This window comes from Pseudomonas sp. B14-6 (assembly GCF_013260315.1).
Lineage (GTDB): Bacteria > Pseudomonadota > Gammaproteobacteria > Pseudomonadales > Pseudomonadaceae > Aquipseudomonas > Aquipseudomonas mandelii.
In genome coordinates, this window is sequence record NZ_CP053929.1 from 4,136,235 (window position 1) to 4,162,501 (window position 26,267).

The following is a 26,267-nucleotide window of genomic DNA, read 5'->3' on the forward strand; positions in this document are numbered from 1 at the left end:
AGACCCGGCACTTGCTTCGGTCATGACGCCCTCTTCGCGGGCAAGCCTCGCTCCTACAGGTCACGTGCCATTTTTTGCGGCACATGCCTGACCTGTAGGAGCGAGGCTTGCCCGCGAAGGCGTTTCTGGCCTCCTCAGAAGTTATCCGGCGTCCGCGCCTTCTCCCGGGCATGCTCCCGGCTGATCAAGCCCTTGGTCACCAAATCCTTTAAGCACATGTCCAGCGTCTGCATCCCCAGGCTGCCCCCGGTCTGAATCGACGAGTACATCTGCGCCACCTTGTCTTCGCGGATCAGGTTACGGATCGCCGACGTGCCGAGCATGATTTCGTGCGCCGCAATGCGCCCACCGCCGATCTTCTTGATCAGGGTCTGCGACACCACCGCCAGTAACGACTCGGACAGCATCGACCGCACCATCGACTTCTCGTCCCCCGGAAACACGTCCACCACCCGGTCGATGGTCTTCGCCGCTGACGTGGTGTGCAGCGTGCCGAACACCAGGTGACCGGTCTCGGCGGCGGTCAATGCCAGGCGAATGGTCTCCAGGTCACGCATTTCCCCCACCAGAATCACGTCCGGGTCTTCCCGCAGCGCCGAGCGCAGGGCCGTGGCGAAGCTACGGGTATCACGGTGGACTTCGCGCTGGTTGATCAGGCATTTACGCGATTCATGGACGAATTCGATGGGGTCTTCGATGGTGAGGATGTGGTGATGGCGATGGTTGTTCAGGTAATCGATCATCGCCGCCAGGGTGGTGGACTTGCCGGAACCGGTGGGGCCGGTCACCAGCACCAGGCCCCGCGGCGCCTCGGTGATCTTGCGAAACACCTCGCCCATGCCGAGGTCGTCCATGCTCAGGACTTTCGACGGGATGGTCCGGAATACCGCACCCGCACCCCGGTTCTGGTTGAAAGCGTTGACCCGGAAACGCGCCACGCCGGGCACTTCGAAGGAAAAATCAGTCTCCAGGTGTTTCTCGAAGTCCACCCGCTGGGTGTCGTTCATGATGTCGTAGATCAGCTCATGCACCTGTTTGTGGTCCAGGGCCGGCAGGTTGATGCGCCGCACGTCGCCGTCGACGCGAATCATCGGTGGCAGGCCGGCAGACAGGTGCAGGTCGGACGCGCCCTGTTTAGCGCTGAAGGCCAGCAGCTCAGTGATATCCATAGCGCTCCTCAATTCCAGTAGAATGCCGCCAACCTTCAAACCGCCGGCGCCTCTTGATGTCCACGATAGCAGACAACATTCTTCAGGTTAGTTCGCGCATCCGCGCCGCCGCCCTTGCCGCCCACCGCGACGAGCACAGCGTTCAACTGCTGGCGGTGAGCAAGACCAAGCCTGCTGAGGCCGTGCGCGAGGCGTATGCCGCAGGCGTGAGCGATTTTGGCGAGAATTACTTGCAGGAAGCCTTGGGCAAACAGCTCGAATTGGCCGACCTGCCCTTGATCTGGCACTTCATCGGCCCCATTCAATCGAACAAGACTCGCGCTATCGCCGAGCACTTCGCCTGGGTGCATTCCGTGGATCGCTTGAAAATCGCACAACGCCTGTCCGAACAACGCCCTGCCGATCTGCCGCCCCTGAACATCTGCATCCAGGTCAATGTCAGCGGTGAAGCCAGCAAATCCGGCTGCACCCCGGCCGACCTGCCGGCCCTGGCCAAGTCCATCAGCGAATTGCCGCGCATCAAGTTGCGAGGGCTGATGGCGATCCCTGAGCCGACTGAAGATCGCGCCGCCCAGGATGCCGCTTTTGCTGCCGTGCAAAGCCTGCAAGCCAGCCTGAATCTGCCGCTAGACACACTTTCCATGGGCATGAGCCACGACCTCGAGTCGGCCATCGCCCAGGGTGCCACTTGGGTCCGCATCGGTACGGCCCTGTTTGGCGCCCGCGACTACGGTCAACCATGACAATGGCTGACGCCTCTCTTGATAAGGACCTGACATGAGCAAGACTCGTATTGCCTTTATCGGTGCCGGAAACATGGCCGCCAGCCTCATCGGCGGTCTTCGCGCCAAAGGCCTGGACGCCGCACAGATCCGCGCCAGCGATCCGGGCGCCGAAACCCGCACCAAGGTGCAGGCTGAACATGGCGTTGAAGTATTCGCCGACAATGCCGATGCCATTCAAGACGCTGACGTGGTAGTGCTGGCGGTCAAGCCGCAGGCCATGAAAGCCGTGTGCGAAGCGATTCGCCCAAGCCTGAAACCGAATCAACTGGTGGTTTCGATTGCGGCCGGCATCACCTGCGCCAGCATGAACAACTGGCTCGGCGCCCAGCCGATCGTGCGCTGCATGCCCAACACCCCGGCGCTGCTGCGTCAGGGCGTAAGCGGTTTGTTTGCCACGGCCGAAGTAAACGCTGAGCAACGTCAGCAAGCCGAAGAGCTGTTGTCGGCCGTCGGCATTGCCCTGTGGCTGAACGAAGAGCAGCAACTGGACGCGGTCACCGCCGTTTCCGGCTCGGGTCCGGCGTACTTCTTCCTGCTGATCGAAGCCATGACCGCCGCTGGCGTGAAGCTCGGCCTGCCAGCGGACATCGCCGCACAATTGACGGTACAAACCGCGTTGGGTGCCGCACACATGGCGGTTGCCAGTGATGTCGACGCTGCTGAATTACGCCGTCGCGTGACGTCCCCGGCGGGCACCACGGAAGCGGCAATCAAATCGTTCCAGGCCGGCGGCTTTGAAGCGCTGGTCGAAAAAGCACTCGGCGCCGCTGCGCACCGTTCGGCCGAGATGGCTGAGCAACTTGGCCGCTAATCAGCTCTTACAAAGGAATTAATGATGCTTGGACTCAATGACGCTGCCATTTTCATAATTAAAACCCTGGGCAGCCTGTACCTGCTGATCGTACTGATGCGCTTCATCCTGCAATTGGTCCGGGCGAACTTCTACAACCCGCTCTGCCAGTTCATCGTTAAGGCCACCCAACCGCTGCTCAAGCCGCTGCGCCGGGTCATCCCGAGCATGTTCGGGCTGGACATGTCGTCACTGGTATTGGCGCTGATCATTCAAATGCTGCTGATCGCGGTGATCCTGCTGCTCAAAGGCTTCATGGTCGACTGGCTGTTCCTGGTGCCATGGGCCCTGATCGCCCTCTTCTCTCTGTTCTTGAACATTATTTTCTGGGCGATGATCATCAGCGTGATTCTGTCCTGGGTCGCCCCGGGCAGCCACAACCCAGGTGCAGAACTGGTCGCGCAGATCACTGAACCGGTACTCGCCCCGTTTCGTCGGATCATTCCGAACCTGGGCGGCCTCGATATCTCGCCGATCTTCGCGTTTATCGTGATCCAGTTGCTGCAAAGCTGGCTGATCCCGCGTCTTGCGAACTTCGCCCTGATGCCGATGGGGCTGCTCGGCCTGATCTGATGAGCTACTTTCGCTGGGACGGTGACGATCTGATTCTGGAATGTCACCTGCAACCGGCAGCCCGCAGCGATGACTTCTGCGGGCTGCACGGGGATCGGCTGAAGATTCGCCTGACCGCACCGCCGGTCGAAGGCAAGGCCAACGCGTATCTGATGGCGTTTCTGGCCAAGGCGTTTGGGGTGTCCAAGAGTCAGGTCAGTTTGATCAGCGGGGAGTTGAACCGGCAGAAGCGGGTGCGGATCTGTTCGCCGAAGAAGCTGCCGGATTTGCCGGATCTGCTGCGTCCGCCAGGTTAACCGCGTCATCGTTCTTCGCGGGCAAGTCTCGCGCCTACAAGATGACGCAATCCCTGTACGAGCGAGGCTTGCCCGCGAATGCCGCGTCTCGGTCCAGCTGAATGAAATCAGGCCCGCCCTTTGCTTGCCGCTGACCCCACCGGTCTTTAGACTTACGCCTCATTTCAACGAGAGCAGGGTCGATGCCAACTGCCTTTCCCGCCGATTCTGTTGGTCTGGTGACGCCGCAAGTGGCGCACTTCAGTGAACCCCTGGCCCTGGCCTGTGGCCGTTCGCTCCCAGCTTATGACCTCATTTACGAAACCTACGGCACGCTGAACGCCACGGCGAGCAACGCCGTGCTGATCTGCCACGCCTTGTCGGGTCACCATCACGCTGCCGGCTTCCACAGCCCCGACGACCGCAAACCCGGTTGGTGGGACAGTTGCATCGGCCCCGGCAAGCCGATCGACACCAACAAATTCTTCGTGGTCAGCCTGAACAACCTCGGCGGCTGCAACGGCTCCACCGGCCCCAGCAGCATCAATCCGGAGACCGGCAAGCCGTTTGGCGCTGACTTCCCGGTCCTGACCGTGGAAGACTGGGTGCACAGCCAGGCGCGCCTGGCCGACCTGCTCGGCATTCGCCAATGGGCCGCCGTAATCGGCGGCAGCCTCGGCGGCATGCAGGCGATGCAGTGGAGCATCACCTACCCGGAGCGCATTCGTCATTGTCTGGCCATCGCCTCGGCCCCCAAGTTGTCGGCGCAGAACATCGCCTTCAACGAAGTGGCGCGCCAGGCGATCCTCACCGACCCCGATTTCCACGGCGGCTCGTTCCAAGAGGCGGGCGTGATCCCCAAGCGAGGTTTGATGCTGGCGCGGATGGTCGGGCACATCACCTACCTGTCGGATGACTCGATGGGCGAGAAATTCGGTCGTGGCCTCAAGAGCGAAAAGCTCAACTACGACTTCCACAGCGTCGAATTCCAGGTTGAAAGCTACCTGCGTTATCAGGGCGAAGAGTTCTCCGGGCGTTTCGACGCCAACACGTACCTGCTGATGACCAAGGCGCTGGACTACTTCGACCCGGCAGCCAACTTCGACGATGACCTGGCGAAAACCTTCGCCAATGCCCAGGCCAAGTTCTGCGTGATGTCTTTCACCACCGACTGGCGCTTCTCCCCTGCCCGCTCGCGGGAACTGGTGAATGCGCTAATGGCGGCCAAGAAGGACGTTTGCTACCTCGAGATCGACGCTCCGCAAGGCCACGACGCCTTCCTGATTCCGATCCCGCGTTACTTGCAGGCCTTCAGCAATTACATGAACCGCATTACGTTGTGAGAAAGCCATGAGAGCTGATCTGGAAATCATCCAGGAATGGATCCCCGCTGGCAGCCGCGTGCTCGACCTCGGTTGCGGCGACGGCGAACTGCTGACCTGGCTGCGCGATAACAAACAAGTGACGGGCTATGGCCTGGAAAACGATCCGGACAACATCGCCGAATGCGTGGCCAAGGGCATCAACGTGATCGAGCAGGACCTGGACAAGGGCCTCGGCAACTTCGCCAGCAACAGCTTCGACGTCGTGGTCATGACCCAGGCGCTGCAAGCCGTGCATTACCCGGACAGGATCCTCGACGAAATGCTGCGGGTCGGCCGCCAGTGCATCATCACCTTCCCCAACTTCGGTCACTGGCGCTGCCGCTGGTACCTGGCGAGCAAGGGCCGGATGCCGGTGTCGGAGTTTCTGCCATACACCTGGTACAACACGCCGAACATCCACTTCTGCACCTTCGAAGACTTTGAAGCGTTGTGTCGCGAACGTGAAGCCAAGGTCATTGATCGGCTGGCCGTGGATCAACAACACCGCCACGGGTGGGCCAGTAAGCTATGGCCTAATCTATTAGGTGAAATCGGTATTTACCGCGTCAGCAGCCCAGGGTTGCAGGATCACAAAATCGCGGTCTGAACCACGACATTCCAAGGAGAACGATCATGGGTCGTCTAGCGCTGTTTGTACTTACTGCCTGCCTGAGCGTCACGGCCATGGCCGCCGACGTCATCAAAGGTGATCGTCAGGAGAAGTTTGGTGATGTGACGGTGCATTACAACACCTTCAACTCGACCTTTCTGACCCCTGATATCGCTAAAGCCGCGGAGCTCACCCGCAGCAAGAATCAAGGCGTGATCAACGTTTCGGTAATCAAGGAAGGCAAACCCCAGATGGCTCAGGTCAGCGGGACGGTCAAAGACCTGACCAGCCAAAGTGTGCCGCTGAAATTCAAACAGATCACCGAACAGGGCGCGATCTACTACATCGCCCAGTTCCCGGTGGATCAGCAGGAAGTCCGCACCTTCGAGATCAAGGTGCAGAACGGCGATAAAATCAACACCATCAATTTCAACCAAGAGCTTTTCCCCGGCGAATGATGAACTTCACGCAACTCGTACTGGCCAGCCATAACGCCGGCAAACTCAAGGAACTCCAGGCCATGCTCGGCGAGTCGGTGCAACTGCGCTCGATCGGCGAGTTCAGCAGCGTCGAGCCTGAAGAAACCGGCCTGTCGTTCGTCGAGAATGCCATCCTCAAGGCCCGCAACGCCGCGCGCATCTCCGGTTTGCCGGCGCTGGCCGACGATTCCGGGCTAGCGGTAGATTTCCTTGGCGGTGCGCCGGGTATCTATTCGGCTCGTTACGCGGATGGCCAGGGTGATGCGGCGAACAACGCCAAACTGCTCGATGCGTTGAAGGATGTGCCGGAATCTGAGCGCGGCGCACAGTTCGTCTGCGTGCTGGCGCTGGTGCGACATGCCGACGATCCGCTGCCGATCCTCTGCGAAGGCCTGTGGCACGGGCGCATCTTGACGGCGGCCAGCGGTGAACACGGGTTTGGCTACGACCCGCTGTTCTGGGTGCCGTCGCGCGATTGCTCCAGCGCCGAGCTGAGCCCGAGCGAGAAGAACCTCATCAGCCACCGCGCCCGTGCAATGGATCTGCTGCGCCAGCGTTTAGGCCTGATATGACCCACGACTCATCCGCGTCACCGCTGATTTTCGGCGGTGCCGCCCCCTCGCCTCGGGCCGCGCTCCCCGTGCTGCCGCCCCTCGCGTTGTACATCCACATTCCGTGGTGTGTGCGCAAATGCCCTTATTGCGACTTCAACTCCCACACTGCCAGCCCGGTGCTGCCGGAAGAAGAGTACGTCGACGCGTTGCTGGCCGACCTCGATCAGGACCTGCATGCGGTTTACGGTCGTGAGCTGAGCTCGATTTTCTTCGGTGGCGGCACGCCGAGCCTGTTCAGCGCCGAAGCCCTGGGTCGATTGCTCAAAGGCGTCGAGCAGCGGATTGCGTTCGCCAGCGACATCGAAATCACCCTGGAAGCCAATCCGGGAACGTTCGAGCAAGAGAAATTCGTCGCCTACCGCGCGCTGGGCATCAATCGCCTGTCGATCGGCATCCAGAGTTTTCAGGAAGAGAAGCTCAAGGCCCTGGGGCGAATTCACAACGGCGACGAAGCGGTGCGTGCTGCCGGCATGGCGCGTCAGGCCGGGTTCGATAACTTCAACCTGGACTTGATGCACGGCTTGCCGGATCAGTCGCTGGACGATGCGTTGAACGACCTGCGCCAGGCCATCGCCCTGAAGCCGACGCATTTGTCCTGGTATCAACTGACGCTGGAGCCGAACACGGTGTTCTGGAACCAGCCGCCGACGCTGCCGGAAGACGACACACTGTGGGACATTCAGGAAGCCGGTCAGGCGCTGCTTGCCGAACACGGTTACGCGCAATACGAAGTCTCGGCTTATGCTCAGCCTGGTCGTCCGGCGCGGCATAACCTCAATTACTGGAGTTTCGGCGACTTCATCGGCATCGGTGCCGGTGCCCACGGCAAGCTCAGCCATCCGGACGGGCGCATCGTGCGCACCTGGAAAACGCGCCTGCCGAAGGATTACCTGAACCCGGCGAAAAGCTTCAAGGCCGGCGAGAAAGCGCTGACCAATGACGAGCTGCCGTTCGACTTCCTGATGAACGCCCTGCGCCTGACGGAAGGCGTGGAATCGCGCCTGTATCCGGAGCGCACCGGACTGCCGCTGGAAAGCCTCGCCGAAGGCCGGCGGGAAGCCGAACAAAGCGGCCTGTTGCGGGTCGAACCGTCACGTCTGGCGGCGACTGATCGCGGACAGCTGTTTCTCAATGACTTGCTGCAAACATTTCTGAGCTGATTTCAGCCTTAGGGGAAAACGAATGGATTTGATACTCGACCTGCTCGCCACCGTCTCCCGCTGGAGCCGCAGCAACCTGTCGGAAATCTCTCTGGCGCTAGTGGGCTGTCTGCTGGTGTTGTTTGGCGCCGATATCAAAGGCTGGGTCGACCAACGCCTGGGCAGCATCGCCGGCGCCTTGCGCGTCCCGCTGATGGCATTGGTGTGCATGGTCGGCAGCGGCGTCGCGTTGATCTACGCCACCCCGTGGATCATCAAAGGCCTGAGCCAGTTCAACAACTACAGCCTGGCGCCGGTTTTGTTGGTGGTGCTGGTGCTGATCGGCGTCGTCGCCGACCGCCGCTGACCTTTGACTACACCCAAAACAACTGTGGGAGCGAGCCTGCTCGCGATGGCGTCATAACATTCAACATCTTAGTTGACTGTCAGACCGCCATCGCTGGCAAGCCCGCTCCCACATTTTTTGTATTGCGAATGCCCTTTATGGCTTGCCCACGGACTTGGCTTCGCTTCGGATCCTGGCACTGATCCCCATAAAGTCGTGGCAGCCCAACGCTTCGGCCTTTTCCAGATACACAACATTCTGACGGTCGAGCCTGCCACTCTCATTGACTCGGCTCATTGCCAGAATGTAATTGGCCTCGGCCCGGTACTGATCTTCGGTCAGCATCAATGCGACAGCACGCGCCTGCAAGGACCCTATCACTCGTTCTTTTGACAAGCCTGGCTGCAAGTCCTGAAAGCACAGGGCGCGCTTGGCCGGCATCGGATAAAAATCAGCAAAAATATCTGGCTCCTGAAGCAGCTCCTCAAGCGTCTGCAGATATTTCAAGTGACCGGCATCGCGTCGGTCAGACTTCATCGAGTCCCGATCGCACCGATGGAAGTAGGCGACGGCTGCCGCCAAAAAGCCTTGATCCATGGCTTTTTCATAAAGCTCACAGGTTTCCCTGCGCTGTTGTTCGGTAAGGCCCGGTTTGCTCAGGGTATTAGCCAGCAAATAGCTCGCGATGGGATGCCCACCGTCAGACGCCATCTTCAAATTGTATTTGAAGGCCTCCAGATCACCTTCCATGTTGCCTATTTGCTCGGGCTTGTTCTTGAAATCCAGCTCCCCGCTTGCTTCCAGCCTGACCAACTCATCCGCGTTACGTTTGATTTGATCAGCTGCGTCCTGGGCACGTTGAAAGTAGTCGTCGATCGTCAGCGTCTGTCCGTGAGCCATTGAAGGCAGGGCGATGAACAACAGGATGCAGACGAGGATGAATTTCAAAACCTTGTCTTCCTTTACAATTGGGGGCATAGAGCTTTCGGCGGCCAGACGCCGATCTTGAACACTGCATAAAGCAAATGTGGGAGTGAGCCTGCTCGCGATGACGTCATAACATTCAACATCTTCGTTGACTGTCAGACCGCCATCGCGAGCAGGCTCGCTCCCACAGTTTTTACAGCGTTACGGCTCAGGACTGTTTTTCGAACTTCAGGTCCCAAACGCCATGCCCAAGTCGCTCGCCGCGGCGTTCGAACTTGGTGATCGGGCGTTCGGTCGGGCGCGGGACGCATTTGCCGTCTTCGGCCAGGTTTCGATAACCCGGCGCGACGTTCATCACTTCCAGCATGTACTCGGCGTACGGTTCCCAGTCGGTGGCCATGTGCAGGATGCCGCCGACTTTCAGCTTGCTGCGCACCAGCTCAGCGAACGACGCCTGAACGATACGACGCTTGTGGTGACGACTCTTGTGCCATGGATCCGGGAAAAACAGCATCAGGCGATCGAGGCTGTTGTCGGCCACGCAACGGTTGAGCACTTCGATTGCATCACAATCGTAGACCCGCAGGTTAGTCAGGCCCTGCGTCAGAACGCCATTGAGCAGCGCGCCGACACCCGGACGGTGCACTTCCACGCCAATGAAATCCTGTTCCGGCGAGGCCGCGGCCATTTCCAGCAGCGAATGGCCCATGCCGAAACCGATTTCCAGCGAGCGCGGCGCCGAGCGACCGAACACTTGGTCGAAGTCTACCGGCGCGTCGGCCAATGGCAGCACGAACAGCGGCGTGCCCTGGTCCAGACCGCGTTGCTGGCCTTCGGTCATGCGCCCGGCGCGCATCACGAAACTCTTGATGCGGCGGTGTTGGCGCTCGTCGCCTTCTTCCGTCTGGATTGGCGTGTCGTTTGATTCAGTCATCAATGGCTCTTACTTGATCAGACCATCCAGCGGCGAGGAGGCGCTGGCATAGAGTTTTTTCGGCATGCGACCGGCGAGGTAGGCCAGGCGGCCCGCGACGATGGCGTGTTTCATGGCTTCAGCCATCATGATCGGCTGCTGGGCGTGGGCGATGGCCGAGTTCATCAGCACGGCTTCGCAACCCAGTTCCATGGCGATGGTGGCGTCGGAAGCGGTACCGACACCGGCATCCACCAGCACGGGAATCTTGGCTTCTTCGAGGATGATCTGCAGGTTGTACGGGTTGCAGATCCCCAGGCCCGAACCGATCAGACCGGCGAGCGGCATGACCGCGATGCAGCCGATTTCCGCCAATTGACGGGCGATGATCGGGTCATCGCTGGTATAGACCATCACGTCGAAGCCTTCCTTGACCAGCGTTTCGGCGGCCTTGAGGGTTTCGATCACGTTGGGGAACAGGGTTTTCTGGTCGGCCAGCACTTCCAGCTTCACCAGATTGTGCCCATCGAGCAGCTCACGGGCCAGGCGGCAGGTGCGCACGGCTTCAATGGCGTCGTAGCAGCCCGCGGTGTTCGGCAGGAAGGTGTAGCGATCCGGCGACAGCACTTCGAGCAGGTTCGGCTCGCCTTCGATCTGGCCCAGATTGGTACGGCGCACGGCGAAGGTGACGATCTCGGCACCCGAAGCTTCGATGGCCAGGCGGGTTTCTTCCATGTCGCGGTACTTGCCGGTGCCTACCAGCAAACGCGACTGGTAAGTACGACCGGCCAGGACGAAGGGCTTGTCGCTACGAACGATGCTCATGGGAAATCCTCTGTAGGGGTGAGGTTCTTGCAGAATTCTGTGCCCTTGCGGGCTGGGCGACTAGCCGCCGCCGATGGCGTGGACCACTTCGACGGAATCGCCATCGTTGAGCGTGGTTTCTGCATGCTGGCTGCGCGGGACGATATCCAGATTGAGTTCGACCGCCACCCGGCGTCCGGTCAGCTCCAGACGGGTCAGCAGGGCCGCAACGGTTTCACCGTCGGGCAGTTCAAGGGATTCGCCGTTCAACTGAATGCGCATACCGAATGCCGCCATCATTTTTAGGGGCTGGCATTCTAGCCCGATCAGTCTTGGCGACCCAAGCCATTCGTCATGAAATGGACTGCCCGGTCAGCTCAACCGCCAGGCGGCAAGCCCCAGGCAGAACCAGCCGACCAGGAATGCCAGGCCGCCGAAGGGGGTGACGATCCCCAGCTTGCTGACGCCGGTCAGGGTCAGCAAGTACAGGCTGCCGGAAAACAGCAGGATACCGATGGCAAACGAGGCGCCGGCCCAAGTGATCAAGCGTCCCGGAATCTGCGTGGCCAGCAGCGCCACACCCAGCAACGCCAGGGTGTGCACCAGTTGGTAGGTGACGCCGGTATGGAAAATCGCCAGGTACTCGGGAGTCAGACGGTTTTTCAGGCCGTGGGCGGCGAACGCGCCAAGGGCAACGCCGGTGAAGCCGAAGAAAGCGGCCAGCATCAGAAAGCCACGCAGCATGAAGAACTCCAGTCAGACTCGATCCACAGGGTCTGTATAATGGCCCGCTCAACGGGTTCGGCCAAGTCATCTCTATGCTGCGTTTATTTTTAAGACGATTTACCAAGGCCGTGCTCTGGTTCGCGGCCGGCAGCGTGCTGCTGGTACTGATCTTTCGCGTGGTCCCGCCACCGGGAACGGCATTGATGGTCGAGCGCAAGGTCGAATCCTGGTTCGACGGCGAGCCCATTGACTTGCAACGCACCTGGAAGCCCTGGGATGAAATCTCTGACGACCTGAAAGTCGCCGTGATCGCGGGCGAGGATCAGAAATTCCCGGAGCACTGGGGTTTTGACTTTGGTGCGATCCAGAAAGCCCTGGCCCATAACGAGCTCGGTGGTTCGATTCGCGGTGCCAGCACTTTGAGCCAGCAAGTCTCGAAGAATCTGTTTTTGTGGTCCGGCCGCAGTTGGCTGCGTAAAGGCCTGGAGGCGTGGTTCACCGGGTTGATCGAGGTGCTCTGGCCCAAGCAGCGGATTCTTGAGGTGTACCTGAACAGCGTCGAGTGGGATGACGGGGTGTTTGGCGCGGAAGCGGCGGCCCGGCATCACTTTGGTGTGAGCGCTAAAGGTCTTAGTCGCCAACAATCGAGCTTGCTCGCGGCGGTGCTGCCAAACCCGCGGGTGTGGAGTGCAAGCCATCCGACCAACTATGTTGCGCGTCGGGCCGGGTGGATTCGGCAGCAGATGAGCCAGTTGGGTGGCGATAGCTATCTGGTTGGCATCAATGATTCACGCCGGGCACCTTGGTCCCAATAACGAGTCCGAGACGACGCAAATCACCCGTAGGAGCGAGGCTTGCCCGCGAAGGCATACACAAAAACGCCCCGATCATCACTGATCGGGGCGTTTTTTATTGCCGCTTCGCAGGTCAGGCGGCGATCGACAACTTGAGCTTGTTCATCGCGCTCTTTTCAAGCTGACGAATACGCTCGGCCGACACGTTGTACTTCTGCGCCAGGTCATGCAGCGTGGCTTTCTCTTCCGCCAACCAACGTTGGTAGAGGATGTCACGGCTGCGGTCGTCCAGCACTTCGAGCGCTTCGTGCAGGTTGTGATTGGAGTTGTCGCTCCAGTCGGCATCTTCCAGTTGACGCGCCGGGTCGTACCGGTGGTCTTCCAGGTAGTTGGCCGGCGACTGGAAAGCGCTGTCGTCGTCCGCTTCCGCGGCCGGGTCGAAGGCCATGTCATGGCCGGTCAGGCGACTTTCCATCTCGCGCACTTCCCGCGGCTCTACGCCGAGGCTTTCCGCCACACGGTGGACTTCCTCGTTGTTCAGCCACGCCAGACGTTTCTTCTGGCTGCGCAGGTTGAAGAACAGCTTGCGCTGGGCCTTGGTGGTCGCGACTTTCACAATGCGCCAGTTGCGCAGGATGAACTCGTGAATTTCCGCCTTGATCCAGTGCACTGCGAACGAAACCAGACGCACACCCATTTCCGGGTTGAAGCGCTTCACCGCCTTCATCAGACCGACGTTACCTTCCTGGATCAGGTCAGCCTGAGCCAGGCCGTAGCCGGAATAGCTACGGGCGATATGTACAACAAAACGCAGGTGGGCGAGCACCATCTGCCGAGCCGCCCCCAAATCCTGCTCATAATAGAGACTCTCGGCCAGTTCACGCTCCTGCTCCGGAGTCAGCAATGGAATGCTGTTCACGGTGTGCACATAGGCCTCCAGGTTCGCACCCGGGACCAGAGCATATGCAGGTTGCAAAGAATTGGTCATACGAAAAAACCTCCGACTTACATAACTCGTGCAGTTCAGCACTGCGAAAATTGACCGGAAACCGAAAGACAAGTTCCCATAAACGCTGAAAGGTCAATACGAGCAAAATGATACTACTTAGGCGCAAGCTCCCTCAGGTGGCGTGCGACTGCAATCCATGCACCGATATACCCCAACAGCACCGCGCCAAGCAAGAGAGACAGACCGTCGGCAACTGGCACTCCGGCCAGCGCAAAATCACTGCCATACAAACCGGCCAGCCCGACAACTGCGTCGTTCAGCCAATCAAGGCCAAACGCCAATACACCCCAGGAAAGAATCCCCGCACCGAAGCCATAAAGCGCACCCATGTACAGAAAGGGCCTGCGCACATAGCTGTCCGTGCCGCCGACGAGTTTAATCACTTCTATCTCTGTGCGGCGGTTTTCAATATGAAGACGAATGGTATTGCCTATCACCAAAAGTAATGCAGAAACCAGAAGCACGGTCAGACCGAAGACAAAACGGTCACCCAGCTTGAGGATCGCTGCCAGACGCTCGACCCAGACTAGATCAAGTTGAGCCTGTTGTACCTTGGGCAGCTCGGAAAGTTTTTGTCGTAATGCTTCAAGCGCGGGCTTGTCGACTTCGTTCGGGGTCACCAGCACCACGCCTGGCAGCGGGTTTTCCGGCAGTTCCTTAAGCGCCTCGCCCAGTCCGGACTGCTGCTGAAACTCCTCCAGCGCCTGATCTCGGCCGATATATTCAGCATCGGCTACGCCAGGCATGCCTTTGATCTGCTCGCGCAACGACTCGCCTTCAGCCGGGCTGGCCTCGAGTTGCAGGTACAGGGAAATCTGCGCCGCTCGCTGCCAGGAACCGCCGAGACGCTCGACGTTACTCAGCAAAAGTGACAGGCCCATCGGCAAGCTCAGGGCGACCGCCATCACCATGCAGGTGAAAAAGCTGCCGATTGGCTGTTTACCCAACCGACGCAAGCTGTCCAGCAGACTGGCGCGATGGCTTTCAACCCAGGCACGAAACAACGTGGCGAAATCCGGGCCGTCGTCATCGTTGCGCTTTTTCTTCTGCGGTTGCGGATCGGCGGCTTTCGGCGCCACGCGCTCGGAAACCTTGGGGCTGCGTGTCGCACTCATACGCCCGCCTCCCCGTCGCCGATCAATCGGCCGCGTTGCAGGGTCAGCATCCGATGACGCATGCGGGCGATCAAGGCCAGGTCGTGACTGGCGATCAGCACGCTGGTGCCCAGGCGGTTGATGTCTTCGAACACGCCCATGATCTCGGCCGCCAGACGCGGATCGAGGTTACCGGTGGGTTCGTCCGCCAGCAGCAAGGCCGGACGGTGGACGATGGCGCGAGCGATGCCGACGCGCTGTTGCTGCCCGGTGGACAGGTCGCCGGGGTACAGATCGGTTTTATCCGACAGCGCGACACGCTCAAGCGCCGAATCCACACGTTTGACGATCTCGGCTTTGGACAGCCCAAGAATCTGTAACGGCAGAGCGACGTTGTTGAACACCGTGCGATCAAATAGCAGTTGGTGGTTCTGGAACACCACGCCAATCTGCCGGCGCAAGTACGGAATCTGCGCATTGCTGATGGTGGCGAGGTCCTGGCCGGCCAGCAGCAATTTGCCGGTGGTCGGACGCTCCATCGCCAGCAGCAGCCGCAACAAGGTGCTTTTACCGGCGCCGGAATGGCCGGTTACAAACAAGAATTCGCCCCGACGGACTCGAAAGCTCAGCTCATGCAAGCCGACGTGACCGTTCGGGTAGCGTTTACCGACCTGTTCGAAACGAATCATGAACGCTCCCGCTCGGCAAACAGTGCCTGGACAAAGGGTTCTGCTTCAAAAGTACGCAAGTCATCGATGCCTTCACCGACGCCGATGTAGCGAATCGGCAAACCAAATTGCTTGGCCAGGGCGAAAATCACCCCGCCCTTGGCGGTGCCGTCGAGCTTGGTCAGCGCCAGGCCGGTCAGTTCGACGGTCTGGTTGAATTGCTTGGCTTGGCTGATTGCGTTCTGGCCAGTACCGGCGTCGAGCACCAGGAGCACTTCGTGCGGCGCGTCGGCGTCGAGTTTGCTGATAACCCGGCGAACCTTTTTCAGCTCTTCCATCAAATTGTCTTTGGTGTGCAGGCGACCGGCGGTGTCGGCGATCAGCACATCAATGCCACGGGCCTTGGCGGCCTGTACGGCGTCGAAGATAACCGAAGCGGAGTCGGCACCGGTGTGCTGGGCGATGACCGGGATCTTGTTGCGCTCGCCCCAGACCTGCAATTGCTCAACGGCGGCGGCGCGGAAGGTATCACCGGCCGCGAGCATGACTTTCTTGCCTTCGAGTTGCAGCTTCTTCGCCAGTTTGCCAATGGTGGTGGTTTTGCCGGCACCGTTGACGCCGACCACCAGAATCACGAAAGGCTTGTTCTGCGAGGTGATTTTCAGCGGCTGCTCGACAGGCTTGAGCATCGCGGCGAGTTCAGCCTGCAGGGATTTGTACAGCGCGTAGGCATCGGCCAGCTCCTTGCGCGCAACCTTTTGGGTCAGGCGCTGGATGATGACCGAGGTCGCCTCGACCCCGACGTCGGCGGTCAGCAGACGGGTTTCGATGTCTTCGAGCAGTTCGTCATCGATGATTTTCTTGCCCAGGAACAGGCTGGCCATGCCTTCGCCAATGCTGGCGCTGGTCTTGGACAGGCCTTGCTTGAGGCGGGCGAAGAAACCGGCTTTGGTTTCTTCGCTACGCGGCGGCTCGGCCGGGACTTCAGCGGGAACTGCGGGCGCGGCGACTACCGGAGCAATGACAGGAGCAGGCGCAGGTGCTTCAACCACAGGAGCGACGAACGCAGGAATCACAGACTCTGGAACAACCGGCTCCGGCTCAGTCACGATAACCGGCGCGACAACCGGCTCAACCACCGGCACCTGAACGGGCTCGGAGGCAAACGCGGTCGGTGCAGGAATCGTCGGCGTCACATGCGGCGCCAGCTCATCCTCGACCAAGGCCACCGGCTCTTCCGCCACTGGCAACGTCAGCCACGGCTCTGGAGCGGGTGCCAGAGGATGCTCGGCAATGACTTCGGGTTCAGCCTCGGCGACCGGCTGCAGCAGCGGCTCGGCCATCGGCAAGACAACCGGCGCCGGTGCTTCTTCTATTACCGGCGCGGGTGTTGGCTCAGGAATTGGCTGTGGCTGTTCGACGACGGGTTCCTGCGGCTTTTTGCGCAGCCATCCGAACAGGCTTTTCTTCTCGCCAGCCGCAGCTGGGGTCTTCTTGTCGTCGTTGGAACCAAACATGGAGGACGGCTATCTCACGGTAGCGACGCGCCAAAGGGCGCCCCGGCAAATAAATATTCGATGCAGAACAGACTGCGATTGACCCAGCTTGTTCACGCGCAACATTTTGTCGAGGTGCAAACAGCACCTCAAAGGTTGACTAACACGAAGGACTGGTACGGCATCGTCTGCGAAAACGCAGAGTTTAGCTGACAAAACCAAGGTTCCGCAGGTAACCCATGCAACCGTCCGGCCGATCAAAGGCCTGATAGACGTGGCCGCCAGTAAAACGGACCAGTATCCTAGCACCCTCTCGCCCGCCGACGCTAAGCCAAGCGGGCAGCTCAACAGGTTTAAAAACGAATGAATGCTTTAGCCCGCCGCGCTGCAGGCCTGCTGCTCAGCACAGTTTGTCTGCCCCTCTCGGCCCTGGCTGCCGATCCACAACCCACCCACGAATTCACTCTGGATAACGGCCTGAAGGTCGTTGTGCGCGAAGACCATCGTGCGCCAGTGGTGGTTTCCCAAGTCTGGTACAAGGTCGGCTCGAGTTACGAGACGCCGGGCCAGACCGGTTTGTCCCACGCCCTCGAGCACATGATGTTCAAGGGCAGCGAGAAAGTCGGCCCCGGCGAAGCGTCGCTGATCCTGCGCGACCTCGGTGCCGAAGAGAACGCGTTCACCAGCGATGACTTCACCGCGTATTACCAAGTGCTGGCCCGCGACCGCCTGGGCGTGGCCTTCGAGCTGGAAGCCGACCGCATGGCCACCCTGCGCCTGCCGGCCGACGAGTTCGCCCGCGAGATCGAAGTCATCAAGGAAGAACGTCGCCTGCGCACCGACGATAAACCGATGTCCAAGGCCTACGAACGCTTCAAGGCCATGGCTTTCCCGGCCAGCGGTTACCACACGCCGACCATCGGCTGGATGGCTGACCTGGACCGCATGAAAGTCGAAGAGCTGCGCCACTGGTACCAATCCTGGTACGTGCCGAACAACGCCACGCTGGTGGTGGTCGGCGACGTGACCCCGGACGAAGTCAAAACCCTGGCCCAGCGCTATTTCGGCCCGATCGCCAAACGCGATGTGCCAGCGGCGAAAATCCCGCTGGAACTGGCCGAGCCTGGCGAACGCCAGATCACCCTTCACGTACAGACCCAGTTGCCGAGCCTGATGCTGGGCTTCAACGTGCCGAGCATCGCCACCGCCGAAGACAAGCGCTCGGTGAATGCCTTGCGCCTGATCTCGGCCCTGCTCGACGGCGGCTACAGCGGACGCATCCCGACGCAACTGGAGCGCGGCGAAGAACTGGTGTCCGGTGGTTCGTCGAGTTACGACGCTTACACTCGCGGCGACAGTCTGTTTACCCTGTCGGCCACGCCGAACACCCAGAAAAAGAAAACCATGGACCAGGTCGAAGCGGGCCTGTGGAAGCTGCTCGATCAGCTGAAAACCACTGCGCCGTCCGCCGAAGAACTGGAACGCGTCCGCGCCCAGGTCATCGCCGGCCTGGTCTACGAGCGTGATTCGATCACCAGTCAGGCCACCTCCATCGGCCAATTGGAAACCGTCGGCCTGTCCTGGAAACTCATGGACACCGAACTCGCCGACCTGGAAAGCGTGACACCGCAAGACATCCAGAAAGCCGCCAAGCTGTATTTCACCCGCGAACGTCTCAGCGTCGCCCATGTACTGCCACTGGAGACGACTCATGAGTGAGCGTAAAAAATCCCGTCTGGTCCTGATCGGACTGATCGCTGTCGCCCTGATCGGCTCTGCTGCGTTCTATTTGTCGAAAAGCGAAGACTCCACGGCCAGCGAAGCCCTCGACAAGGCCAAGTCCAGCCAGAAGCTGCAATCGCTGAGTGAACTCGACGGCAAGGCGCCGAGCCACCGTTCGCTCGACGTACAGACCTGGAACACCGCCGAGGGCGCCAAGGTGATGTTCGTCGAAGCCCGCGAGCTGCCGATGTTCGACCTGCGCCTGATTTTCGCCGCCGGCAGCAGCCAGGACGGCAACGCGCCCGGTCTGGCACTGCTGACCAACGCGATGCTCAACGAAGGTGTGGCCGGAAAAGATGTCGGCGCCATCGCTCAAGGCTTCGAGGGCCTGGGCGCAGACTTTGGAAACGGCGCCTTTAAAGACATGGCACTGGCTTCCCTGCGCAGCCTCAGTGCCGCAGACAAGCGCGAACCCGCGCTGAAACTGTTCTCCGACGTCGTCGGCAAACCAACCTTCCCTGCCGACTCCTTTGCGCGCATCAAGAACCAGATGCTTGCCGGTTTCGAATACCAGAAGCAGAACCCGGGCAAACTGGCGAGCCTGGAGCTGATGAACCGCTTGTACGGCGATCACCCCTACGCGCATTCCAGCGACGGCACGGCGACAACCGTCCCGGCGATTACCGTGGCGCAAGTCAAGGCGTTCCACGAGAAAGCCTACGCAGCCGGCAACGTGGTGATTGCGCTGGTGGGTGATTTGTCCCGCGCCGAAGCCGAGGCGATTGCCGCGCAAGTCTCCAGCGCGTTGCCGAAAGGCCCGGCACTGGCGAAAATTGCGCAGCCTGAAGAACCGAAAGCCAGCATCGGCCACATCGAGTTCCCGTCCAAGCAGACCAACCTGATGCTTGCGCAACTGGGCATCGACCGTGACGATCCGGACTACGCAGCACTGTCCCTGGGCAACCAGATCCTCGGCGGCGGTGGTTTCGGCACCCGATTGATGAGTGAAGTGCGCGAGAAACGTGGCCTGGCCTACGGCGTCTATTCGGGCTTCACCCCGATGCAGGCACGCGGCCCGTTCATGATCAACTTGCAAACCCGCGCCGAGATGAGTGAAGGCACGTTGAAACTGGTGCAGGACGTGCTCGCCGACTACCTTAAAACCGGCCCGACCCAGAAAGAACTCGACGACGCCAAGCGTGAACTGGCCGGCAGCTTCCCGCTGTCCACGGCCAGCAACGCCGACATCGTCGGCCAGCTCGGCGCCATGGGTTTCTACAACCTGCCGCTGAGTTATCTGAATGACTTCATGCGTGAGTCGCAGAGCCTGACTGTCGAACAGGTCAAAGCCGCACTGAACAAACACTTGAGCACGGACAAAATGGTCATCGTCAGCGCTGGCCCGACCGTGCCGCAAAAGCCGTTACCGGCCCCAACTGATAAACCTGCCGAGCAGCCGCTCGGGGTTCCGGAGCATTGATGGCCACTCGTCCTAAGAAACCTGTTCACAACGTCCACAACGGCGTGAACCAATTGCGCATCATCGGCGGCGAATGGGGCAGCCGGAAGCTGAGCTTCCCCGACGCCCCGGGCCTGCGCCCAACCCCGGACCGGGTGCGTGAAACCCTGTTCAACTGGCTCGCGCCTTACATCGCGGGCGCCAAGGTACTTGATCCATTCGCCGGCAGCGGCGCGTTGTTCCTTGAGGCGCTGTCCCGTGGCGCGGCGATGGGCCAGGCACTGGACGCCAGCAACATCGCGGTCTCAAGCATCAAGGAACATCTGGGCACCCTGCGCTGCACCACCGGCCAGATTCAGACGGCCGATGCCTTGCGCTATCTGGAGACCCAGACCGCGACCGCCTACGACGTGGTGTTCCTCGACCCACCGTTCAATCAGAACCTGTTGCCGGCCGTTTGCACGCTGCTGGAAGAGCGCCAATGGCTGGCGGACGATGCGTGGGTGTACACCGAAAGCGAAACAGCACCCTCGACGCTCGGCCTGCCGGCCAACTGGCGCCTGCACCGTGAGCAGAAATCCGGGCGCGTCTACTATTCGTTGTGGCAGCGAAGCACTGAAATATCTTCTTAAAAGAGTAACCTGGACAGGTGAACCGCCTGTCCAGGGTGCCCTCCCGTTTTTTCAAACAGCAACATAACCAGTTTGCTTAGCTCTTTTCCTTTCGTTCACTGTGAACCTGCGAAACAACTCGCATGGACGCAAAGGACTGTTAACGGAATGAAAGCATCAGCTAACGAGACAACTTCCAGTTCAACTACCGAGTTCACACTCGACAATGGCCTCAAGGTCATCGTGCGCGAGGATCATCGGGCACCGGTGGTAGCTTCCCAGGTCTGGTACAGGGTCGGCGCCAGCTACGAGCCTCCGGGTCAGACCGGCTTGTCCCACGCTCTGGAACACATGATGTTCATGGGCAGCAAAAAAGTCGGCCCAGGCAAAATCTTGCCGCTCCTGCGCGAGCTCGGTATCCAATTCAACGCCTTCACCAGCAGCGACTCCACCGCGTACTACCAGACGCTGGCTCGAGATCGTCTGAGCGTGGCCTTCGAACTGGAAGCGGACCGCATGGCCAATCTGCTCCTGCCGGTCGACGAGTTCGTCCGGGAGATTGAAGTCATTAAAGAAGAACGTCGCCTGACCACTGATGACAAACCAATGGACAATGCCTACGAACGCTTCAAAGCGATGGCCTACCCGTCCAGCGGTTATCACACGCCGACCATCGGCTGGATGGCGGACCTCGACCGGATGAAGATCGAAGAGCTGCGCCACTGGTATCAATCCTGGTATGCGCCGAACAACGCCACGCTGGTGGTTGTCGGCGACGTGACCCCGCACGAAGTCAAAGCCAAGGCCCAGCGCTACTTCGGCGCGATCGCCAGACGCGATGTGCCGGCCGCGAAAAGACCGCTGGAACTGGCCAAGCCCGGCCAACGCCAAATCACTCTGCACGTGAAGACCCCACTGCCCAGCTTGATGCTGGCCTTCAACGTGCCAAGCATCGCCACCGCCGAAGACAAACGCTCAGTGAATGCCTTGCGTATGATTTCGGCCCTGCTCGGCAACGGCCACAGCTCACGCATCCCAATGCAACTGCAACGCGTTGAAGAGCTGGTGTCCGACGGTTCGTCGAGTTATAGCGCTTACACCCGGGGTGACAGCCTGTTCCTCCTGTCGGCAACACCCAACAGCCGTAAAAACAAAACCATCGCCCAGGCCGAAGCCGGTTTGTGGAGGCTGCTCGAACAGCTGAAAATCACTGCGCCGTCCACTGAAGAACTGGGACGCGTGCGCGCGCAGGTCATCGCCGGGCTGGTTTACGAGCGCGACTCAATCACCCGCCAGGCCACCGCTATCGGTCGACTGGAAACCTTCGGCCTGTCGTGGAAACTGATGGACACCGAACTGGCCGAACTGGAAAGCGTAACGCCAGAAGACATCCAGAAAGCCGCCAAGCTGTATTTCACCCGCGAGCGGCTCAGCGTCGCCCATGTACTGCCAATGGAGGTGAATAAAGAGGATGGGGATAAGTCCGGCGCCGGCAAAGTACCAGACAAGGAAAACTCCGACCAAGGGCTGCAATCGCTGGCTGAGCTCGACGGTCAGGCGCCAAGTCCCCGCACGCTTGATATTCAGGCTTGGAATACTGCCGAAGGCGCCAAAGTGTTGTTCGCCGAAGCCCGAGGGTTACCGATGTTCGACATGCGCCTGACCTTCGCAGCCGGCAGCAGCCAGGATGGAGGCACTCCGGGTCTGGCCATGCTGACAAACTTGATGCTCAACGAAGGTGTTGCCGGCAGGGATGCCAACGCTATTGCCCAAGATTTCGAAAGCCTGGGCGCACAGTATTCCCCCAGCACTGGTCTGGATACGGCGCAGGTCTCCCTGCGCTGCCTCAGCGCCAAGGATAAACGCGATCCGGCATTGACACTCTTCGCCGAAGTCGCAGGCAAGCCGACCTTCCCTGGCGATTCGTATGCCCGCCTTCGCAATCAGACCCTCGCCGCTTTCGTAGATAAGCAGCATGACCCGAGCAAACTGGCGAGCCTTGAGTTGATGAACCGTCTGTATGGCGATCATCCTTACGCGCACGCCAGCGATGGCATGGCGCAAGCCATTCAGTCCGTCACCCCGACACAGCTGCGCGCGTTCCACGAAAAAGCCTACGCGGCCGGCAACGTGGTGATCGCGTTGGTGGGCGACTTGTCCCGTGCCGAAGCTGAAGCCATTGCCGCGCAGGTATCCGCTACCCTGCCCCAAGGCCCGGCCCTGGCGAAAATCCCGCAACCGATCGAACCCAACGCCAGCATCAGCCACATCGAATTCCCATCGAAACAGACCATTCTGATGCTCGCGCAACTGGGCATCGACCGTGACAATCCAGACTACGCGGCACTGTCCATGGGCAATCAGATCCTTGGCGGCGGCTTTGGCACTCGACTGATGAGCGAAGTGCGCGAGAAACGTGGCCTGACTTACGGCGTGGTTTCGACCTTCACCCCGATGCAGGCGCGCGGTCCGTTCATGATCAAGTTGCAGACCCGCTCCGAAATGAGCGAAGGCACTCTGAAACTGGTACAGGACGTGCTCGCCGACTACCTTAAAACCGGCCCGACCGAAAAAGAACTTGATGATGCCAAGCGCGAGTTGGCTGGCAGCTTCCCGCAGTCCACTGCCAGCAACGCACAAATCGTCTCGAAACTGGCGTCCATCGGCTTTTATAACCTGCCATTGAATCACCTGGACGACTTCATGCAGCAGTCCCAGCGTCTAACCGTAGAGCACGTCAAAAGCGCATTGAACAAACACCTGAGCATGGACAAATTAGTCATCATCAGCACAGGACCGACCGTCCCGCAAAAGCCATTGCCGGAGCCTACTGGCAAACCTTCCAGGTAATCGCTCAAACTGTCAGGAAACCTGCACCGCATCGGAAAGCAGAAATCCGGGCAGGTGTATTACGCGTTGTGGCAACGTATGGCAGAGATCGCCGGTTAACCGACCGGCCTGAAAAAGGTGCGCACCGGTTGCGCACCGATGCATCGAGAGCAATCGTGTCCTTTCCGTCAGAACGCTTCACCCCCGCCTTCGGCCTCGGCAACCCGCACCTGCAAACCTTGTGGGGACCGCTGTGGCGCAAAACCACGCACATCGAACGCGAGCGCGAACGCTTGTGGCTTGAGGATGGCGACTTTCTCGATATGGACTGGCACGGCCCGCACACTGCCGATGCGCCGCTGGTGCTGGTGCTGCACGGACTGACCGGCTCTTCGAATTCGCCCTACGTGGCCGGTGTGCAAAAGGCGTTCGCTGCCCAGGGCTGGGCCAGCGTCGCGCTGAACTGGCGCGGTTGCTCCGGCGAGCCGAATCTGTTGCCACGCAGCTACCATTCCGGCGCCAGTGAAGACCTGGCCGAAGCCATCAGGCACCTGCGGGCCAAGCGCCCTCTCGCACCGCTGTATGCGGTCGGCTATTCCCTGGGCGGCAATGTCTTGCTCAAGCATTTGGGCGAGACCGGCAGTGACAGCGACGTGTCAGGCGCGGTGGCGGTGTCGGTGCCGTTTCGTCTCGATCAATGCGCTGATCGCATCGGGCAAGGTTTCTCGAAGGTCTATCAGGCGCATTTCATGCGCGAGATGGTGGCCTACATCAAAAACAAGCAGCGCCAGTTTCAACATGACGGGCGCGAGGATGGACTGGCGGCGTTGGCGGCACTGGGCTCGCTGGAGAACATGCGCACCTTCTGGGATTTCGACGGCCGGGTCACGGCGCCGCTGAACGGTTTCGTCGATGCCGAGGATTACTATCGCCGCGCTTCGAGCCGGTATTTCCTTGGAGAAATTCGCACACCGACCCTGATCATTCAGGCGGCCGACGACCCCTTCGTGTTCCCCCATAGTCTGCCGCAGGCGATGGAGCTGTCCGCCTCCACTCAATTCGAGTTGCAAGCCAAGGGCGGGCATGTCGGTTTTGTCGATGGCTCGTTCCGCCAGCCAGGTTACTACCTGGAACGCCGCATTCCGCAGTGGCTGAGCGCCGTGGGTCGCGGGTAAGCCATGGATGCCGACCAAGGCGAGTCGATCCGATTCTGGCAAACGGCGCCATTGGCCGGCGTCGAGTTATTGTCCGCGCGCTACATCGAACATCGCTTCGCGCCCCACGTGCATGACGGTTATGTGATCGGCATGATCATGGCCGGCGCCCAGCGCTACCGCTATCGCGGCGCCGAGCACCTGGCCGGCAGCGGCACGCTGGTGTTGATCAATCCTGATGAACTGCACACCGGCCACAAAGGGACGGAGGATGGCTGGTTGTACCGGGCGTTTTATCCGGACAGCGGGCAGATTCTCTCGCTGCTGGACGAACTGGAGCTGCCGACCAACAACCTGCCGGGGTTTGGCGCGACGTTGTATCGCGACCCGGATCTGGTGAAGGGGTTCTGCCAACTGCATCGCTTGCTGGAAAGTCCGTCCACCGCCTTGCAACAGCAAATGGTCTGGCGCGAGATGATGCTGTTGCTACTACAACGTCACGCCGCCGTGCCGATCGCCGGCAAACCCGGCAAGGAGCACCGGGCGGTGACGCTGGCCAAGGATGTGCTGCATGCACAATTGGCGGCGCCGCCTTCGCTGGAGGAACTGGCGGCACTGGTCAACCTTTCACCGTTCCACTTCGCCCGGGTCTTTCGCCGCGCCACGGGCATGCCGCCGCATACCTGGCTGATGCAGCAACGCATCGCGCAGGCAAGGGCGCTGTTACAGAACGGATGTTTGCCGCTGGAGGTCGCGATGCAATTGGGGTTTGCCGACCAGAGTCATCTGAGTCGGCAGTTCAAGCAGGTTTACGGGGTTGGGCCGGGGGCGTATCGCAGCGCCCGGCAATTATCAGGAAGTTGAGCTCGACACAGGTCCAAAAGTGGGAGCGAGCCTGCTCGCGATGGCGGCGGGCAGTCAGCACTGATGTTGACTGACCCGCCGCTATCGCGAGCAGGCTCGCTCCTACAGGGGATCAGTGTTATTCGCCGATGGCGATGCCGTGCGCAGGATCGTTGATCCACTCGCTCCACGACCCGGCATACAACGAGCCCAACGGATAACCCGCCAGGCACAGCGCGAACAGGTTATGGCACGCCGTCACGCCGGATCCGCAATACGCCACCAGATCGGTCGGCGCACGATCGCCGAGTTTCGCGGCAAAGCGCTGCTTGAGCTGATCGGCCGGCAGGAAACGTCCGTCACTGCCCAGGTTCTCGGTGAAGGCTGCGCATTGCGCACCGGGGATGTGCCCGGCAACCGGGTCGATCGGTTCGACTTCGCCCTTGAAACGCGGCAAGGCGCGAGCATCAAGCAAGGTCAGCGCGGGTTGGCCGAGACGTTTTTGAAGCTGTTCGGCGCTCAAGATCAGCGCGTCGTCCGGCGTCCCGGTAAAGGTGCCGCGCGGGGTGTCGCACGCATCCAGGCTCAGCGGCAACCCGGCGGCGTGCCAGGCCTTGAGCCCGCCATCGAGAATAAACACGCCGTCACGCTTGCCCAGCCAGACCAGCAACCACCAGGCCCGCGCCGCGTAGGCACCGGGGCCGTCATCGTACAAAACCACTTCGCTGTCGGCGTTGATGCCCCAGGCTTGCAGACGCTCGATCAACTCTTCAGGTTCAGGCAACGGATGGCGCCCGGTCACACCCTTGACCACTGTCCCGCTCAAATCACGCTCAAGATCGGCAAAACTCGACCCGGCGATATGCCCTTCGGCATAACTACGCTGGCCGTAATCCGGGTCTTCGAGGGCAAAACGACAATCCAGAATCACCAGCCCAGGTGCATCCTTTTTCAGGTCCAACGCTTGCGGGCTGATCAGTTGCGCAATGGGCATAACGGGCTCCTGTGATTAAG

The 26,267-nt window shown here is 60.3% G+C and carries 27 protein-coding genes and 2 pseudogenes; 18 read left to right on the forward strand and 11 right to left on the reverse strand.

The window, feature by feature from the left end; all coding sequences use genetic code 11:
• Positions 1-134 precede the first annotated feature (134 nt).
• Positions 135-1,169: a type IV pilus twitching motility protein PilT gene (locus tag HP062_RS18975; protein WP_010466841.1), complete on the reverse strand. Its 1,035-nt coding sequence runs from the start codon at positions 1,167-1,169 to the stop codon at positions 135-137.
• Positions 1,170-1,225: 56 nt separating this feature from the next.
• Between HP062_RS18975 and HP062_RS18980 the strand changes: the two genes are divergently transcribed.
• The 10 genes from HP062_RS18980 (at position 1,226) to HP062_RS19025 (ending at position 8,225) form a co-directional block, all read left to right on the forward strand.
• Entirely contained in the window at positions 1,226-1,912 is a 687-nt protein-coding gene (locus HP062_RS18980; RefSeq protein ID WP_010466839.1) for a YggS family pyridoxal phosphate-dependent enzyme, read from the forward strand.
• 34 nt (positions 1,913-1,946) lie between these two features.
• Entirely contained in the window at positions 1,947-2,765 is an 819-nt protein-coding gene (gene proC, locus HP062_RS18985; protein WP_172791874.1) for a pyrroline-5-carboxylate reductase, read from the forward strand.
• A gap of 24 nt (positions 2,766-2,789) precedes the next feature.
• Positions 2,790-3,377 carry a YggT family protein gene (locus tag HP062_RS18990; protein ID WP_010466835.1) on the forward strand — a complete coding sequence of 196 codons (588 nt, stop codon included), beginning with the start codon at positions 2,790-2,792 and terminating at the stop codon, positions 3,375-3,377.
• Complete coding sequence (locus HP062_RS18995; RefSeq protein WP_010466832.1) at positions 3,377-3,673, forward strand: DUF167 domain-containing protein; 297 nt, start codon at positions 3,377-3,379, stop codon at positions 3,671-3,673. Before HP062_RS18990 ends, HP062_RS18995 begins: the two co-directional genes overlap by 1 nt.
• 182 nt (positions 3,674-3,855) lie before the next feature.
• Positions 3,856-4,995, forward strand: a complete 1,140-nt coding sequence (locus HP062_RS19000) for a homoserine O-acetyltransferase (RefSeq protein WP_154502062.1) — start codon at positions 3,856-3,858, stop codon at positions 4,993-4,995.
• A 7-nt stretch (positions 4,996-5,002) separates the two neighbouring features.
• Positions 5,003-5,623, forward strand: coding sequence for a methionine biosynthesis protein MetW (metW, locus tag HP062_RS19005; RefSeq protein ID WP_010466828.1), 621 nt, complete (start codon positions 5,003-5,005; stop codon positions 5,621-5,623).
• Positions 5,624-5,649: 26 nt separating this feature from the next.
• The gene (locus tag HP062_RS19010; protein WP_077747223.1) at positions 5,650-6,084 is read left to right on the forward strand and encodes a DUF4426 domain-containing protein; all 435 of its coding nucleotides are present in this window, start codon (positions 5,650-5,652) and stop codon (positions 6,082-6,084) included.
• The gene (gene rdgB, locus HP062_RS19015) at positions 6,081-6,677 is read left to right on the forward strand and encodes an RdgB/HAM1 family non-canonical purine NTP pyrophosphatase (protein ID WP_077747222.1); all 597 of its coding nucleotides are present in this window, start codon (positions 6,081-6,083) and stop codon (positions 6,675-6,677) included. Before HP062_RS19010 ends, rdgB begins: the two co-directional genes overlap by 4 nt.
• Positions 6,674-7,879: a radical SAM family heme chaperone HemW gene (hemW, locus tag HP062_RS19020; protein WP_145306720.1), complete on the forward strand. Its 1,206-nt coding sequence runs from the start codon at positions 6,674-6,676 to the stop codon at positions 7,877-7,879. The genes rdgB and hemW overlap by 4 nt, the downstream gene beginning before the upstream one ends.
• A 22-nt stretch (positions 7,880-7,901) precedes the next feature.
• Positions 7,902-8,225, forward strand: coding sequence for a DUF3392 domain-containing protein (locus HP062_RS19025; RefSeq protein ID WP_010466821.1), 324 nt, complete (start codon positions 7,902-7,904; stop codon positions 8,223-8,225).
• 135 nt (positions 8,226-8,360) lie between these two features.
• Here HP062_RS19025 and HP062_RS19030 read toward each other — a convergent pair whose 3' ends face one another.
• The 5 genes from HP062_RS19030 to HP062_RS19050 all read right to left on the reverse strand — a co-directional run bounded on the left by HP062_RS19030 (position 8,361) and on the right by HP062_RS19050 (position 11,592).
• Positions 8,361-9,152, reverse strand: coding sequence for a hypothetical protein (locus HP062_RS19030; RefSeq protein ID WP_172791875.1), 792 nt, complete (start codon positions 9,150-9,152; stop codon positions 8,361-8,363).
• A gap of 187 nt (positions 9,153-9,339) precedes the next feature.
• Positions 9,340-10,065 (reverse strand): tRNA (guanosine(46)-N7)-methyltransferase TrmB, encoded by a 726-nt coding sequence (trmB, locus tag HP062_RS19035; protein WP_083375541.1) that lies wholly within the window; start codon positions 10,063-10,065, stop codon positions 9,340-9,342.
• 9 nt (positions 10,066-10,074) lie between these two features.
• Entirely contained in the window at positions 10,075-10,869 is a 795-nt protein-coding gene (locus HP062_RS19040) for a thiazole synthase (protein WP_010466815.1), read from the reverse strand.
• Between the two features lie 60 nt (positions 10,870-10,929).
• Positions 10,930-11,130 carry a sulfur carrier protein ThiS gene (gene thiS / locus HP062_RS19045; protein ID WP_007897898.1) on the reverse strand — a complete coding sequence of 67 codons (201 nt, stop codon included), beginning with the start codon at positions 11,128-11,130 and terminating at the stop codon, positions 10,930-10,932.
• Between the two features lie 90 nt (positions 11,131-11,220).
• Positions 11,221-11,592: a DUF423 domain-containing protein gene (locus HP062_RS19050; protein WP_010466813.1), complete on the reverse strand. Its 372-nt coding sequence runs from the start codon at positions 11,590-11,592 to the stop codon at positions 11,221-11,223.
• A 74-nt stretch (positions 11,593-11,666) separates the two neighbouring features.
• On the opposite strand from HP062_RS19050, the gene mtgA reads away from it, so the two are divergent.
• Positions 11,667-12,389, forward strand: a complete 723-nt coding sequence (mtgA, locus tag HP062_RS19055; protein WP_042932499.1) for a monofunctional biosynthetic peptidoglycan transglycosylase — start codon at positions 11,667-11,669, stop codon at positions 12,387-12,389.
• A gap of 112 nt (positions 12,390-12,501) precedes the next feature.
• On the opposite strand, the gene rpoH is transcribed toward mtgA, so the two are convergent.
• From rpoH to ftsY, 4 genes are all read right to left on the reverse strand, one after another.
• The gene (gene rpoH, locus HP062_RS19060; RefSeq protein WP_007897890.1) at positions 12,502-13,356 is read right to left on the reverse strand and encodes an RNA polymerase sigma factor RpoH; all 855 of its coding nucleotides are present in this window, start codon (positions 13,354-13,356) and stop codon (positions 12,502-12,504) included.
• Positions 13,357-13,469: 113 nt separating this feature from the next.
• The gene (gene ftsX / locus HP062_RS19065; RefSeq protein WP_010466810.1) at positions 13,470-14,492 is read right to left on the reverse strand and encodes a permease-like cell division protein FtsX; all 1,023 of its coding nucleotides are present in this window, start codon (positions 14,490-14,492) and stop codon (positions 13,470-13,472) included.
• Positions 14,489-15,160 (reverse strand): cell division ATP-binding protein FtsE, encoded by a 672-nt coding sequence (gene ftsE, locus HP062_RS19070; RefSeq protein ID WP_010466809.1) that lies wholly within the window; start codon positions 15,158-15,160, stop codon positions 14,489-14,491. The genes ftsX and ftsE overlap by 4 nt, the downstream gene beginning before the upstream one ends.
• A complete protein-coding gene (gene ftsY / locus HP062_RS19075) occupies positions 15,157-16,656 on the reverse strand; it encodes a signal recognition particle-docking protein FtsY (protein WP_172791876.1) in 1,500 nt (499 codons plus the stop codon). Before ftsY ends, ftsE begins: the two co-directional genes overlap by 4 nt.
• 342 nt (positions 16,657-16,998) lie before the next feature.
• Here ftsY and HP062_RS19080 point away from each other — a divergent pair, with 342 nt between their 5' ends.
• From HP062_RS19080 to HP062_RS19115, 7 genes and pseudogenes are all read left to right on the forward strand, one after another.
• Positions 16,999-18,354: a pitrilysin family protein gene (locus tag HP062_RS19080; RefSeq protein WP_154502074.1), complete on the forward strand. Its 1,356-nt coding sequence runs from the start codon at positions 16,999-17,001 to the stop codon at positions 18,352-18,354.
• The gene (locus HP062_RS19085) at positions 18,347-19,837 is read left to right on the forward strand and encodes a pitrilysin family protein (protein WP_010466806.1); all 1,491 of its coding nucleotides are present in this window, start codon (positions 18,347-18,349) and stop codon (positions 19,835-19,837) included. Before HP062_RS19080 ends, HP062_RS19085 begins: the two co-directional genes overlap by 8 nt.
• Entirely contained in the window at positions 19,837-20,448 is a 612-nt protein-coding gene (gene rsmD, locus HP062_RS19090) for a 16S rRNA (guanine(966)-N(2))-methyltransferase RsmD (RefSeq protein ID WP_010466805.1), read from the forward strand. Before HP062_RS19085 ends, rsmD begins: the two co-directional genes overlap by 1 nt.
• A gap of 147 nt (positions 20,449-20,595) precedes the next feature.
• Positions 20,596-21,897: pseudogene (locus HP062_RS19095) on the forward strand (M16 family metallopeptidase); the annotation flags it as partial.
• A 33-nt stretch (positions 21,898-21,930) separates the two neighbouring features.
• A pseudogene (locus tag HP062_RS19100) lies at positions 21,931-23,277 on the forward strand (M16 family metallopeptidase); the annotation flags it as partial.
• 155 nt (positions 23,278-23,432) lie between these two features.
• Positions 23,433-24,431: a hydrolase gene (locus tag HP062_RS19110; protein WP_172791877.1), complete on the forward strand. Its 999-nt coding sequence runs from the start codon at positions 23,433-23,435 to the stop codon at positions 24,429-24,431.
• 3 nt (positions 24,432-24,434) lie between these two features.
• Positions 24,435-25,274, forward strand: coding sequence for an AraC family transcriptional regulator (locus HP062_RS19115; protein ID WP_077747217.1), 840 nt, complete (start codon positions 24,435-24,437; stop codon positions 25,272-25,274).
• A 118-nt stretch (positions 25,275-25,392) separates the two neighbouring features.
• Here the strand turns inward: HP062_RS19115 and HP062_RS19120 are convergent, their stop codons facing one another.
• Entirely contained in the window at positions 25,393-26,247 is an 855-nt protein-coding gene (locus HP062_RS19120; protein WP_083375536.1) for a sulfurtransferase, read from the reverse strand.
• Positions 26,248-26,267 lie beyond the last annotated feature (20 nt).